This window comes from Actinomadura decatromicini (assembly GCF_008121305.1).
In the GTDB taxonomy this organism is placed as follows: Bacteria; Actinomycetota; Actinomycetes; order Streptosporangiales; family Streptosporangiaceae; genus Spirillospora; species Spirillospora syzygii.
The window spans coordinates 231,525-244,662 of record NZ_VSRQ01000010.1 but is presented as its reverse complement, the minus strand read 5'-3'; the positions used below and the strand labels follow the sequence as shown (position 1 = coordinate 244,662).

General features: G+C 71.2%; 13 protein-coding genes and 2 pseudogenes. 9 read left to right on the top strand and 6 right to left on the bottom strand.

Annotated features, from left to right (window positions below; all coding sequences use genetic code 11):
• Nucleotides 1–60: 60 nt before the first annotated feature.
• The 5 genes and pseudogenes from FXF68_RS37300 to FXF68_RS37280 all read left to right on the top strand — a co-directional run bounded on the left by FXF68_RS37300 (nt 61) and on the right by FXF68_RS37280 (nt 3,924).
• Nucleotides 61–1,200, top strand: a complete 1,140-nt coding sequence (locus FXF68_RS37300) for a sensor histidine kinase (protein ID WP_148767530.1) — start codon at nt 61–63, stop codon at nt 1,198–1,200.
• An 8-nt stretch (nt 1,201–1,208) separates the two neighbouring features.
• A pseudogene (locus tag FXF68_RS37295) lies at nt 1,209–1,529 on the top strand (response regulator); the annotation flags it as partial.
• An 846-nt stretch (nt 1,530–2,375) separates the two neighbouring features.
• Nucleotides 2,376–2,597, top strand: a pseudogene (locus FXF68_RS44285) (response regulator transcription factor); the annotation flags it as partial.
• 38 nt (nt 2,598–2,635) lie between these two features.
• Nucleotides 2,636–3,019 carry a BlaI/MecI/CopY family transcriptional regulator gene (locus FXF68_RS37285; protein WP_148767529.1) on the top strand — a complete coding sequence of 128 codons (384 nt, stop codon included), beginning with the start codon at nt 2,636–2,638 and terminating at the stop codon, nt 3,017–3,019.
• Nucleotides 3,016–3,924 (top strand): M56 family metallopeptidase, encoded by a 909-nt coding sequence (locus tag FXF68_RS37280; RefSeq protein ID WP_148767528.1) that lies wholly within the window; start codon nt 3,016–3,018, stop codon nt 3,922–3,924. The genes FXF68_RS37285 and FXF68_RS37280 overlap by 4 nt, the downstream gene beginning before the upstream one ends.
• A gap of 286 nt (nt 3,925–4,210) precedes the next feature.
• Here the strand turns inward: FXF68_RS37280 and FXF68_RS37275 are convergent, their stop codons facing one another.
• The 3 genes from FXF68_RS37275 to FXF68_RS37265 form a co-directional block, all read right to left on the bottom strand.
• Nucleotides 4,211–4,684 (bottom strand): TIGR03618 family F420-dependent PPOX class oxidoreductase, encoded by a 474-nt coding sequence (locus FXF68_RS37275; protein WP_246179150.1) that lies wholly within the window; start codon nt 4,682–4,684, stop codon nt 4,211–4,213.
• A gap of 8 nt (nt 4,685–4,692) precedes the next feature.
• The gene (locus FXF68_RS37270; protein ID WP_148767527.1) at nt 4,693–6,138 is read right to left on the bottom strand and encodes a DHA2 family efflux MFS transporter permease subunit; all 1,446 of its coding nucleotides are present in this window, start codon (nt 6,136–6,138) and stop codon (nt 4,693–4,695) included.
• A 74-nt stretch (nt 6,139–6,212) separates the two neighbouring features.
• A complete protein-coding gene (locus tag FXF68_RS37265; protein ID WP_148767526.1) occupies nt 6,213–6,701 on the bottom strand; it encodes a MarR family winged helix-turn-helix transcriptional regulator in 489 nt (162 codons plus the stop codon).
• Between the two features lie 250 nt (nt 6,702–6,951).
• Between FXF68_RS37265 and trpS the strand changes: the two genes are divergently transcribed.
• The gene (gene trpS / locus FXF68_RS37260) at nt 6,952–8,013 is read left to right on the top strand and encodes a tryptophan--tRNA ligase (RefSeq protein ID WP_148767525.1); all 1,062 of its coding nucleotides are present in this window, start codon (nt 6,952–6,954) and stop codon (nt 8,011–8,013) included.
• Nucleotides 8,014–8,087: 74 nt separating this feature from the next.
• Here trpS and FXF68_RS37255 read toward each other — a convergent pair whose 3' ends face one another.
• Both FXF68_RS37255 and FXF68_RS37250 read right to left on the bottom strand, forming a co-directional pair.
• Complete coding sequence (locus FXF68_RS37255) at nt 8,088–8,699, bottom strand: TetR/AcrR family transcriptional regulator (RefSeq protein WP_148767524.1); 612 nt, start codon at nt 8,697–8,699, stop codon at nt 8,088–8,090.
• 56 nt (nt 8,700–8,755) lie between these two features.
• Nucleotides 8,756–9,565, bottom strand: a complete 810-nt coding sequence (locus FXF68_RS37250; RefSeq protein ID WP_222870273.1) for a class I SAM-dependent methyltransferase — start codon at nt 9,563–9,565, stop codon at nt 8,756–8,758.
• 134 nt (nt 9,566–9,699) lie between these two features.
• On the opposite strand from FXF68_RS37250, the gene FXF68_RS37245 reads away from it, so the two are divergent.
• Nucleotides 9,700–10,338 carry a TetR/AcrR family transcriptional regulator gene (locus tag FXF68_RS37245; RefSeq protein ID WP_246179149.1) on the top strand — a complete coding sequence of 213 codons (639 nt, stop codon included), beginning with the start codon at nt 9,700–9,702 and terminating at the stop codon, nt 10,336–10,338.
• A gap of 147 nt (nt 10,339–10,485) precedes the next feature.
• Nucleotides 10,486–11,598 carry a winged helix DNA-binding domain-containing protein gene (locus FXF68_RS37240; RefSeq protein ID WP_246179148.1) on the top strand — a complete coding sequence of 371 codons (1,113 nt, stop codon included), beginning with the start codon at nt 10,486–10,488 and terminating at the stop codon, nt 11,596–11,598.
• Between the two features lie 138 nt (nt 11,599–11,736).
• Here the strand turns inward: FXF68_RS37240 and FXF68_RS37235 are convergent, their stop codons facing one another.
• A complete protein-coding gene (locus FXF68_RS37235; protein ID WP_148767522.1) occupies nt 11,737–12,234 on the bottom strand; it encodes a MarR family winged helix-turn-helix transcriptional regulator in 498 nt (165 codons plus the stop codon).
• Between the two features lie 100 nt (nt 12,235–12,334).
• Between FXF68_RS37235 and FXF68_RS37230 the strand changes: the two genes are divergently transcribed.
• Nucleotides 12,335–13,117, top strand: coding sequence for a dioxygenase family protein (locus FXF68_RS37230; protein WP_148767521.1), 783 nt, complete (start codon nt 12,335–12,337; stop codon nt 13,115–13,117).
• Nucleotides 13,118–13,138: the final 21 nt, after the last annotated feature.

The following is a 13,138-nucleotide window of genomic DNA, read 5'->3' as shown; positions in this document are numbered from 1 at the left end:
TCAAGGATTAAGCCCGCAGGCTAATGTGCGGGCCGCGGCCCGGCGGTTACGATCGGCCGCATGTCCGCCCTGCCGCTGAGCCGCACAGCCCGAGCGCGCCACACCGCGTGGACGGCGCTGGCGTGGTCCGGGGCCGTCCTCTACCCGTTCTTCGTCTTCCTGGCGCTATTCAGCCGCCGTAATGGTTACGTCACGCCGGAGATGGTCGTCGCGGCCACGCTCACGGTCCTGCTCGCGGTACTGATGATCCGCCACCCGCTCAAGGTGCAGGGAATTCTGCTCTTCGCCTGGACCTGGGGCCTCCTCCAGATGCATAACGGGACCGTCGCCGCCCTGCTGATCCTGCTCACCGATCTCGGCGTCGGCTACGTCGCGGCCGCCCGCCCGCGCGGAGTCTCGGTCACTGTCTTCGGGGTCACGCTCGGGGTCCAGTTCCTGGCGGTCATGTCGTTCCTGCACATCAACGAGTTCTTGATCACAACGATGGTCCTGGCGGCCAGCGTGACCTGGCTGCTGGGGAACTCGATCCAGGTCCGGCGCACACACGCGGTGGCGATGCGCGAGCAGGCGCTGGCGCAGGCCGTCGCCGCCGAACGGCTTCGGATCGCCCGCGAGCTGCACGACATGGTCGCGCACAGCATCGGCATCATCGCCATCCAGGCGGGGGTCGGCGGACGGGTCATCGACACGCAGCCGGCGGCGGCGCGCAACGCGCTGGACGCCATCGAGGTCACCAGCCGCGACACCCTCGCCGGGCTGCGCCGCATGGTCACCGCTCTCCGCAAGGACGCACCCGAGGCGGCGCCGCTCGGCCCCACACCCGGCCTTGGCGACCTTGACGCCCTCGTCCGCGCGACGGGGGACGCGGGCGTACGCGTCGAACTCCGCTGGTTCGGCGAACGAAGACCGTTGCCACCGGACGTCGACCTGTCCGCGTACCGGATCGTCCAGGAGGCGGTGACGAATGTCGTCCGGCACGCGGACACCGACCAGTGCCGCGTGACCATCACCTACCGGGACAAGGATCTGGCCATCGAGATAGACGACGAGGGGCGGGGCGGCGTGGTCGGCGCCGGTTACGGCATCGCGGGCATGCGAGAACGCGTCAGCCTGCTCCACGGCGGGTTCACGGCCGGACCACGTCGTGGCGGCGGCTTCCGGGTGGCGGCGACCATCCCCGTCCCCACCACGGTCCAGTGACGGCGTCGATGGGGCCTACGACGGGGCCGTCGGCGGGCGTCCCGATCCGGGTCGTGCTGGCGGACGACCAGCCGCTGATCCGCGCCGGGCTGCGGGTGCTGGTGGCGGACACGCCCGACCTGGAGATCGCCGGGGAGGCGGGGACGGGTGCGGAAGCAGTCCGGCTGGTGGAGGAGGCCCGTCCCGACGTGGTCGTGATGGACATCCGCATGCCCGACATGGACGGCATCGAGGCCACCCGGCAGATCACCGCGCGGGCCAGGGAGGTGCACGTCCTGATGCTGACCACGTTCGACGACGACGAGTACGTGTACGGCTCGCTGCGGGCGGGGGCCAGCGGGTTCCTGGTCAAGGACATGGCGCTGGAGGAGATCCTCTCCGCGATTCGCGTGGTCGCGAAGGGGGACGCCTTGATCGCGCCAAGCGTCACCCGCCGGCTGATCGCAGAGTTCGCCGCACGTCCTACGCAACCCGCTCCGCCACCGCCTACATATTCAGAGCCGCCAACGAGAAACCCCGTACAATCCCCGGCGACCGACCGCCAACCGGCCCCCTCAACACCAACACCCGCGCAACCCTCAGGCCAGGCACCGCCCGCGCGCACTTCTGGGCAGACCCCATCCGCGCGAAGGTCGGGGCAGACACCGCCCACACAGCCGCCCGGACAAGCACCGCCCGCACGGCGAGCCGAGCCGACGCCGCCCCCACGGACGTCCGGGCAAACAGCGCCCCCGGGGTCGTTCGGGCAGACGCCGTCCGCACCAACCTCTGGGCAGGCCCCATCCGAGCAGACATCGAGGCAGACGCCACCCGCACGGTCGTCTGGGCAAGAACCGCCCGCACGGGGACCCGGGCAGGCTCCACCCCCGCAAACAGCCGCGCAGACGCCACCCGCGCAAGCATCTAGGCAGACGGCGCCCGCGCGGGCGGCTGGGCAAGGGCCGCCTGGGCGGGCGTCTGGGCTGGTGTCGGGGGTTGGGCGGGTGCCTGGGGACGGGGGTGGACGGGCGTCCGCGGAGCTGTCGCCTTCTCCTCAGGAGGGTGTGGCTGCGGATAGGTCGGCGCAGGGTTCCGCCCCTGGGGAGAGGTCTGGTGAGGGGGGTGACGTCGTGCGGGGAGGTCCTTCTGTGCAGAGGGGCGTGCGGGTGTCCGTGTCGGGGGCTTCGGTGGGGCGGGTCGAAGGGATCACGGAGCGGGAGAGGGAGGTGTTGATCCTGGTCGGGCGCGGGAGGTCCAACCAGGAGATAGCCAAGGAGCTGTTCATCAGTCCGGCCACCGCTAAGGCGCATGTGGCGCGGTTGCTCACCAAGCTGGACGCACGCGACCGCGTCCAGCTCGTGATCATCGCCTACGAGCTGGGCCTCGTGGGGCCCTCTACCGGCGGTAGTACTACCTGACGTGGTCACTGTCCGGACCCTCGGATAATCTGGGTGCCGTGAAAGGTCTGGGAGAGCTCGAACGCACGGTCATGGAGGTCCTCTGGGCGCGGGAGGACGCCGGTCACCCCGCGGCGACCGCGCGTGATGTCAGCCGTGCGCTCGCGGGCGACCGCGACCTGGCGCACACTACTGTCATGACGGTGCTGGACAGGCTTGCCAAGAAGGGCTTCCTGGAGCGTGAACGGGACGGTCGCGCCTGGCGCTACCGTCCGGTCGCGAGCCGGGAGGGCTATGTCACGGAGCTGATGCTGGGCGCTCTGGCCGAGACCGGCGACCGGGACGCCGCGCTCGCCCATTTCGTGCGCTCCGTCTCGGAGGACGAGATCGACGTGATCCGTCAGGCACTGGCCGGCATCACGAGTAAGGAACCTCCGGCATGACCGGCACCGCCCTGCTCGCATTGATCTCCCTGGGGACCGTCGGCGGGGCGCACCTGCTGTCCCAAGCCAGGTGGACGTGGCGGACCCCGCGGCTCGGGATCGCGCTCTGGCAGGCCCTCGGGCTGTGCTGGGGCGTCGCCACGATCGGCGCGCTGCTCGGCCTCGCGCTGCTCCCGTACGGGAAGGGCGTCCTCGGCGGGCTGCCCGGCCTGTACGACGACCAGGCCGCCCGGCTCAACGCGGTGCAGGTCGCCGCGCTGCTCGCCGCGATCAGCCTGACCGCCGTGCTGCTGGTGATGCTGATGTACGCGGTCGTCCGCGTCGTGCGGGCGAGGCGGCGGCACCGGGCGCTGCTCGCGCTGGTGTCGCGCCGCGACTCGGCCGTACCGGGGACGCTCGTCCTCGACCACCCGGGCGCGGCGGCGTACTGCGTGCCGGGCGTCCGCTCGTCCAAGGTGGTCGTCAGCGCCGGGACGCTGGAACTGCTCGATCGCGGCGAGCTGGCCGCCGTGCTCGCGCACGAGCGCGCCCACGCCCGCGAGCGGCACGACCTGGTGCTGCTGCCGTTCGCGTCCCTGCGCCAGGTGTTCCCCCAGTTCCGTCTGGTCGGACGCTGCCTGGACGCGGTGGAGCTGCTGATCGAGATGGCGGCCGACGACCGGGCCCGGCACGGACGTCCGGCGCGCGAGCTGGCGACGGCGCTGCTCAGGTTCGCCGCCGCCCGCCCGGCCGCCGCACCGTCCGGCACGCTCGGCGTCGCGTCCCACGGCAACATCCCGGTGATGGCCCGGGTGAACCGGCTGCTGGAGCCCGAACCGCTCCCCCGCACCACCCGCCTCGCCGCCACGGTCGCCGTCCCCGTCATAGCCACCATGCCCTTGATCCTCCTCGTCCTCCCCCACTGACCGCCCCCCGGGTCAGGAGCACCACCACTCCCGCAGTCAGCGCTGCGCTACCCAGCGGACCTCCGGCCCCATACGCACCCTGTCGCCGACAACGCGGGCGCCCGCACGCGCCGCGCTCTGGACCCGCTCCACGCTGGGCCTCGTGCGCCACGTCCCGCGCTCAAGCCGCGCCTCGGGCTGAGGGCTAAGGGCTGATCTGGACCCGCTCCACGCTTAGGCCTCGTGCGCCACGTCCCGCGCTCAAGCCGCGCCTCCTGCTGAGGGCTGAGGGTTGCCTGAGGGTCGGTCACGTGTACAGGGCTATTCCGTAGAGGCGGGTTGTGTGTAGGCGGATTACCAGGCGTTCGTCTTTCACCATTTGTTCTAGGAATGCTTCTTCGTCGGCTGTGGAGGTAAAGCCCGGCGTTAGCGAGAGCAGTTCGAGGCCGGTCGCGTCGCCCGGGGTCCGGCTGACCGGGGACAGTTCGGCCGTGCCCTCGGCTACCGCGAAGGACAGGTGGTCGGGGGCGGACGCGTGAAGGGCGACGCGCGGGTCGTTGCGGATGTGTTTCACCTTGGCGCGTCCCGCCGTCGTGGAGATGCGTGCGACGCGCTCGACCGGATCCCAGGAATGGACGACGGTCGAAAGGTGCGGGTGGCCGTTCGGCTTGTTCAGCGCCAGGACGGCGAACTGCTGTTCGCCGAGCAGACGGCTGAGGTCGTCGTCGGTGATCGGTTTGGGGCCGGGGCCCTGTCCGGGGCCGTACTCGGTCGACATCATGGTTCCCTTCAAGCGTTGGTGGGGACGGTCTCCGTCGGCGCGGTGGCGGGCGACGGGGGCGTCGGGCGGCGCAGCACGAGCAGTGACACCAGCAGCGCTGCTGCCAGTAGGGACGCCGATACCGCGAACGCCAGGTGGTAGCCGCCGGTCAGCGCGGTGGGCTCGTCTCGGCCAGCCGCGCGGAGGTCGGTGGTGCGGGACGCGGCGAGGGTCGTCAGGACGGCCACGCCTAGCGCCATCCCGACCTGCTGGACGGTGTTGAACAGCCCGGACGCGAGTCCGGCGTCGTCCGGGCGGGCGCTGGACATGCCGAGTCCGGTCAGCGACGGCAGGACCAGCCCCGCCCCGGCGATCAGGACGAACACGGGAAGGAGGTCGGTGGCGTAGTCCGCGTCCACGGGGACGGTCGTGAGCCACGTCATCGCGCCGGCCAGGAAGACGAGCCCGGCCATCAGCACGAGGCGTTCGCCGAACCGGTTCGACAGCCGCGCCGAGACGAACAGCGACACGACGCCGATCGCGACGGCGGCCGGGAGCATCGCGAGACCTGTCTTCAGCGCGTCGTAGCCGAGGACTTTCTGCATGTAGAGCGCGACAATGACCTGGAATGAGAACATCGCCGAGAACGCGAGCAGTTGGACCACGTACGCCCCCGACACGTTGCGGGAACGCAGAATTCGCAAGGGCATCAGGGGGGTCGCCGCGCGTGCCTGGCGGACGACGAACCCCGCCAGCAAAATCACCGACACCGCCCCTAGGCCGAGCGTGTGCGTGGAGAGCCAGCCGTACCGTTCGACCTTGACGATCGTGTAGATGCCGAGCATCAGCCCGGACGTGACGAGCAGCGCCCCGGCGATGTCCGCGCCCCCGCTGCGGCCGATGCCGCGGTCGCGCGGCAGGGCGGGCAGGGCCAGCAGGATCGTGGCGATCCCGATCGGCAGGTTGATCAGGAAGATCCAGTGCCAGCTCAGCGCGTCGGTGAGGACGCCGCCGAGCACCTGTCCGATGGACGCGCCGGTGGCCCCGGTGAAGCTGAATATGCCGATCGCCTTGATCCGTTCGCGCGGTTCGGTGAACAGCGTGACGAGGATGCCGAGGACCACAGCGGAGGCGAGGGCGCTGCCGACGCCCTGCAACAGGCGGGCGGCGATCAGCAGGCCGGACGTCGTGGCGGCACCGGCGAGCACGGACGCGGCCGTGAAGACGGCGTTCCCGGCGAGGAAGAGCGTCCGGCGGCCGACGAGGTCGCCGAGCCGTCCGGCGAGGAGGAGCAGGCCGCCGAGCGGGATCAGGTAGGCGTTCATGATCCAGCTCAGCCCGGCGGGCGAGAAGCCGAGGTCGTCCTGGATGGCGGGGGTCGCGACGGTGACGATGCTGCCGTCCAGGATCGTCATCAGCATCGTGGCGGACAGCACGCCGAGCGCCGCCCAGCGGGATCGAAACACGGAGGACATGGTCATCTCCTGAGGTCAGAGCCAACAAGAGAGACCGTAGCAGATGGTTTTGTTACAGACGATCCTTGACGGACCTATTTTGCGCGCTCGCGTGCCCGGCGGGCCGGGGTCGCGGTCTCGGACGGCGTGGCCAGATGCCCGCTGACCAGCGCGTTCAACGCCTTGACCAGGGCGGTGCGGTCGGCGGGAGGGAGAGAGCCGAGGGCCGCCTCGTGGACGCCGTCCACGATCCGCTGGCTGCGCGCGGCGACGCGGGCGCCTTCCTCGGTGACCGCGATGATCCTGGCCCGCCGGTCCCTGGACGAAGGCCGCCGCTCCGCGAGACCGGCCTTCTCCAGGGCGTCCACCGTCACGACCATCGTCGTCTTGTCCATGTCGCCGATCTCGGCGAGCTGGATCTGGGTGCGCTCCTCCTCCAGCGCGTGCACCAGGACGCAGTGCATCCGCGGCGTGAGCCCGATCTCGGCGAGCGCGGCGGTCATGCGGCTGCGCAGGACGTGTCCGGTGTGGTCGAGCAGGAAGGACAGGTCGGTCTCGGTGCGGGCGGGGGCCATCGAGGTCATACCCCCAGGGTACCAATTTGGTTCCGTTCCAGATTATCTAGGAGCAGCCGCTTCTGGTGGTCTATCCTGGACGGCATGCAGCGAACCGTGTGCCTTGGTTGGTGGCCGTCCTAGGACGGCCGAAACCGCGCACGCGCAGGGCCGTCCACCGGACGGCCCTTTCCCTTTCCTCGACGACCCGGGGCCGGTCCGGCCGGACGGACGGACGCGGCTCGCATCGGACACCACCGAAGATCGAGGAGAGACACCCATGGGCACGACCAGCCCCGAAACCCCCGAAACCATCGAGGCGGCCGCGCGGCGCAGCGCGGTCCTCGAAGACCGCATCGCCGCCGATCCCGGAGCATTCCGAATCCTGACCGGGGACCGTCCGACCGGGCCGCTGCACCTCGGCCACTACTTCGGCACCCTCGCCAACCGCGTCCGCCTCCAGCGGGCGGGCGTCGACCTGTTCGTGCTGGTCGCGGACTACCAGGTGCTGACCGACCGGGACGTCGCGGACAACCTGTCCGAGTACGTCGAAGGGCTGGTCGCCGACTATCTCGCGGTGGGGATCGACCCGTCCACGGCGACGATCTTCCGGCACAGCGCCGTCCCGCCGTTGAACCAGCTCATGCTGCCCTTCCTGTCCCTCGTGTCGGTCGCGGAGCTGCGGCGCAACCCGACCGTGAAGGACGAGATCGCCGCGTCCAGGCAGGCGTCGGTCAGCGGGCTGATGTTCACCTATCCCGTCCACCAGGCCGCGGACATCCTGTTCTGCAAGGCCAACCTCGTCCCCGTCGGCAAGGACCAGCTCCCGCACCAGGAGATCACCCGGACGATCGCGCGCCGCTTCAACGAGCGGTACGGGCCGGTGTTCCCCGTCCCGGACGCGCTGCTGTCCCCCGCGCCGAGCCTGCTCGGGACGGACGGCCAGAAGATGAGCAAGAGCCGCGGCAACGCCATCGCCCTCTCCGCGGACCCGGACGTGACCGCCCGGCTGATCAAGCGCGCCGTGACCGACACCGAGCGGCGGATCGCGTACGCGCCGGAGACCCGTCCGCAGGTGTCCAACCTGGTGCTGCTGGCCGCGCTCTGCCAGGACCGCGACCCGCACGCCGTCGCCGCCGAGATCGGGGACGGCGGGGCGTCCGCGCTGAAGAAGACCGTCACCGACTCGGTGAACGAGTTCCTGCGCCCGATCCGCGCCCGCCGGGCCGAACTCGTCGCGGACCGGGCCTACCTGCGCGAAGTCCTGGCCGAGGGCAACGAACGCGCCAACACGATCGCCGACCGGACGCTCAAGGAGGTCCGCACCGCGATGGCCTCCTAGCGCGAGGCGGTGGCTTCCTGAGTGCGGCGGCGGCTTCATAGCGGGGCGGCGGCTTCGCAGCGGGCGGCGGCCTCCTAGCGAGCGGTGAGGCCGTCGAGGACGGCGGTTACCAGGTCGTCCACGGCGTCCGGCGGGAGCGGCTGCGCGACGCCGCCGCCCTGGAACAGCGCCGACAGCACCGGCTCGTGGCACGCCCCGACGATCATCGAGGTGGCGGCCTCGACCCGGGCTCCCGGGGCGAGGCGGCCCAGGTTGCGCTCGGCGCGCAGGTAGGCGGCGAGCCGCTGCCGCCAGTCGCCGCTCCCGCCGCTCAGCGCCGCGAACCGGACGAGGACGTCCGGCTGCGCGATCAGCCCGGCCAGCGCGGGCAGCAGCCCGTTGTGCAGGGTCAGCCCGTGCCGGACGTAGACGCGCAGGTTGTCCGCGACCGTGCCCGTGCCGGCGGCCGGGAGCGGGCCGAGGCCGCGCATGATCGTGTCCGCGCGGGCGCGCAGCGCGTGGCCGAGGAGTTCCTCCTTGTTCGCGAAGTGGTTGTAGAGGACGCCGTCTGCGACGCCCGCCTCCCGCGCGATCGCCCGGACGGTGAGGCCCGCCGTCCCGCGCTCGGCGATCATCCGCTCGGCGGTGGCGAGGAGGTGCTCGCGCAGGGTCCGGTCCCCCGCGCCGGCGGCTCTTCTAGGTGACATCATCCGGCATCGTAAATGACCTGGACCGCCGTCCGGCCGGGCCGGGCGGCGCGCCCTCACGCCCGCGCCGTGACCAGCCAGGACGTGCCGCGCAGCCGGACGGCGCCGGCACGCTCGAACGGCTTCGTCGCGGCGCGGAGCGCCTGGAAGACCTCGTCGCCGTCGCCGTGGTTGTGGCGGATCGGGCCCCAGTCGGCGAGGAAGCGGGCGGCGTCGTCCGCGTCCCGTCCGAAGATCTGGTCGGCCTCCACCCGGCGGGCGGCGACGTCGCGGAACCCGGCGCCCTCCAGGATCTCGCGGACGCGGTCGGGATCGGACAGCGACAGCGGTCCCTGGTCACCGGCGGGCGGTTCGGGGAGCGGCGGGAGGGCGGCGAGGACCGTCCCGAGGTCGGTGCCGCCGAGCGGCGCCATGGACAGGAACGCGAGCCGTCCCTCCGCGCGCAGCGCCCGCCGGACGTTCCCGAACGCCGCCACCGGGTCGGCGAAGAACATGACCCCGACCCGGCTGATCGCCACGTCGAAGGCGCCCTCGTCGAACGGATGGACCTGGACGTCGCCCTGCTCGAACGTCACGTTCGCGACGCCCTCCTCCGCGGCGAGCGAGCGGGCGCGGGCGAGCATCGGGCCGGACAGGTCCACGCCCGTCGCCGCGCCGAGCCCGGCCCGGCGCGCCGCGAGCCGGGTGACCTGCCCGTTCCCGCAGCCGATGTCGAGGACGCGGTCGCGCGGGCCGATGGCGGCGCCGTCCAGCAGGAACTCGTTAAACCCGCCGTTCATGGCGTCGTAGCGCGCGTGGTGGTCGGCCCAGTGCCGTCCCTCGTACCCGTTCCACGCCTCGGCCTGGTGCGTGTTGACGATCTCCATGATGCGATGACCCCCGCTCGCGTCGTTATGAACGCTCGTTCATGAACACATGTTCACCTTGCCCCGCCGCCCTCCACCAAGTCAACCCCCGGCCTTAGTAGAACGGAATTGTTCGTTCCCTTTAGTATGGACGCATGGACACGACGGCAGCGGCGCCCATGAGCGGGCGCAAGGCCCAGGCGGCGCGCAACGACGAGCTGATCAAGGAGGCGGCGCGGGCGGTGTTCACCGCCGACCCCGGCGCGCCGATCTCGGCGGTCGCCGAGCACGCCGGGGTCGGGATCAGCGCGCTGTACCGCCGCTACAAGAGCAAGGAGGACCTCCTCCAGAAGCTCGCCGACGACGGCATGGACCGCTATCTCGCCGAGGTCCGCACCGCCCTGGACGACGACGGCGACCCCTGGCAGGCGTTCGCCGGTTTCATGCGCCGCTGCCTCGACATCGGCGCCGGTTCCCTCACCATGCGGCTCGCGGGCAGCTTCGAGGTCAGCGAGGAGATGAGCCGCAAGGGCCAGGAGATCCACCTCGCGACGAAGCGGCTGCTGGAGCGCACCCGGGCGGCGGGCGCGCTGCGTCCTGAGATCGAGGTCGGCGACATTTCTGTGATCCTGGAGTACCTGCACGGCATCCGGATCGGCGACGACGCCCGCATGAACCGCCTGCAACACCGCTACCTGGCCCTCATGCTGGACGCGCTGCACCTCACCGGCGAAGCGGAACTGCCGGGCCCTCCGCCCACCTGGCCCGAACTCAGGGACCGCTATGACGCCTGACCCCACAAAGCCCGACAAAGCCGACACCGCGCGACCCGGCCCCTCAGAAGTCGGCCCCTCGAAAGCCGACACCGCCAGACCTGGCCCTGCAAAGGCCGACAGCGTGAGACCCGACGACCGAAAGCCGAGATCTTGAAGGCAACCCCCGTGAACGCCGAACCCGAGACGCTCGACCGGCGGGCGCTGAACCGGGCGCTGCTGGCGCGCCAGATGCTGCTGGAACGCCGCGCGATCCCGGTGATGGACGCGATCGAGCACCTCGTCGGCATGCAGTCGCAGGCGCCGAACCCGCCCTACATCGGCCTGTGGAGCCGTCTCGACGACTTCGACTTCGGCGAGGTCGGTGAGCTGATGACCAGCCGCCGCGCGCTCCGGATCGTGCTCATGCGCGGGACGCTCCACCTGGTCAGCGCCCGGGACGCGGTGTCCCTGCGTCCGCTGACCCAGGCCGTCCTGGACAACCACCTGAAGTCCCGCGCGGCCGACCTGGACGGCGTCGACCTCGACACGATCACCGCCGAGGCGCGCAAGCTCCTGGAGGACGACCCGCGCACCGACAAGGAACTGCGCGCCCTGCTGGCCGAGCGGTTCCCCGACCACGACGCCGCACTGCTCGGGTGGGCCGTCCGGCTGCAACTCCCGCTCGTCCAAGTGCCCCCGCGCGGGGTCTGGGGCGCGTCGGGCGTCGCCCGGCACACCACGCTCGACGCCTGGCTGGACGACGATCCGGCGGCGCGCCGCGAGATGTCCATGGACGAACTGGTGCTGCGCTACCTCGCCGCGTTCGGGCCGGCGAGCGTCCGGGACGTCCAGCACTGGTCGGGCCTCGGGCGGCTCGGCGAGGTGGTCGAGCGCCTCGCGCCCCGCCTGCTGGCCTTCCGGGACGAGAACGGCCGCACGCTCTACGACCTGCCGGACGCGCCGCGCCCCGATCCGGAGACGCCCGCGCCGGTCAGGTTCGTCCCCGACTTCGACAACCTGGTGCTCTCCCACGCCGACCGGGCGCGGATCATCACCGAGGAGCACCGCGCCCGGATCTTCACGGTGAACGGCATCATCCGCGCGACGTATCTGGTGGACGGGTTCGTCCACGGCATGTGGAAGATCGAGAAGAAGCGCGGTGGGGCGGTGCTGCGCATCACCCCGTTCGCCCCGGTCCCAAAGCCCGCGCGGACCGCCCTGGAGGAGGAGGGCCTGCGCCTCCTGGCCGCCGCCCACCCCGAGGCGAAGACCCACGCGATCGAGTTCGCGGACGCCTGACCGGCGACGCCCCAGCCAGGACGCCTAACCGACGCCCCTAGCCGAGGCGTCCAACCAAGGCCCCAACCAAGGCCCCAACCAAGGCCCCAACCAAGGCGCCGACCGAGGCAGCCGACCGAGGCTCCGGCCAAACGCGTCCTAGCCGAGGTCGCGGGCGCAGGGGGCCTCGCGGTTCGGGTCGAGGACCGCGAGGAGTGCATGCAGCGTCTCGCGGAACTCCAGCATGCGCTCGCGCGTCAACGGGTCGAACAGATGCCGCCTTACCTCGGCGACATGTCCTGGTGCGGCCTCGGCCAGAGCGGCATACCCCGCGTCCGTCAGTTCGGCGATCGTGGTGCGGCGGTCGGCGCCGTGCTTGGTGCGCCGGACCCAGCCCGCCTCCTCCAGCCGGTTGACGGCGTGCGACAGGCGGCTCGGCGACGAGTACACGATCTCCGCCAGCTCTGTCATGGTGCGGGCGCGACCAGGCGATTCCGACAGCATCGCGAGGATCATGTAGTAGGCGTGCGGCATGCCGGAGTCGCGCTGGAGTTGCCGGTCGAGGGCCTCGTTCAGCAGGCGCGACGTCCACAGGAAGGCGCGCCAGGTCTCCTGCTCATCGGCGTCGAGCCATCGCGTGTCCGTCGTTTCGGTCATACCACTTACTCTACCCAAGAGTTTGAACTTTCAAGACTTGAACGTTCAACCACCCCTTCAGGATATAGTTGAAATCTGAAGTAAAAGAGGGGGAAACCACATGACGACCCGGATGCCCGTGCTCTACCTCAGCCACGGCGCCCCGCCCCTGGCGGACGACCCCGTCTGGACGGACGAACTGGCCCGCTGGGCGGCGGAACTGCCGAAGCCGAAGGCGATCCTGATGGTGTCCGCGCACTGGGAGGAGGCGCCGCTGACCGTCGGCGCCACCCGCCGGACACCGCTCGTGTACGACTTCTGGGGGTTCCCGGAGCACTACTACCGCGTCCGGTACGACGCGCCCGGCGCGCCGGAGCTGGCCGACGACGTGAGCAAACTCATCCCCGGCGTGCACCGGGACGAGGCGCGCGGCCTCGACCACGGCGCCTACGTGCCGCTCGTGGAGATGTATCCGGACGCCGACGTCCCCGTGCTCCAGATGTCCATGCCGTCACTCGAACCGGCGCGGCTCTACGACGTCGGCCGCACGCTCGCGCCACTGCGCGACCAGGGCATCCTCATCGTCGGGAGCGGTTTCACCACGCACAACCTGCGCGAGATGCCGCCCGGCGCGGACGAGCCCCCGCCCGCCTGGTCGGCAGAGTTCGACGCCTGGACGGACGAGGCCGTGCGGAACGGCGACGTCGACGCCCTCCTCGACTTCCGCGCCAAGGCTCCGGCGGCCCGGATCGCCCATCCACGCACGGAACACTTCGCGCCGCTCTTCGTGGCGCTCGGAGCCGCGACGACCGCCGCGACCGGCGCCGGAGACCAGGAGCGGCGGCGGGCCGTCATCGACGGGTACTGGTTCGGGCTGGCGAAGCGCTCGTTCCAGTTCGACTGAGCCCCCCGACTCAGTTTGTTT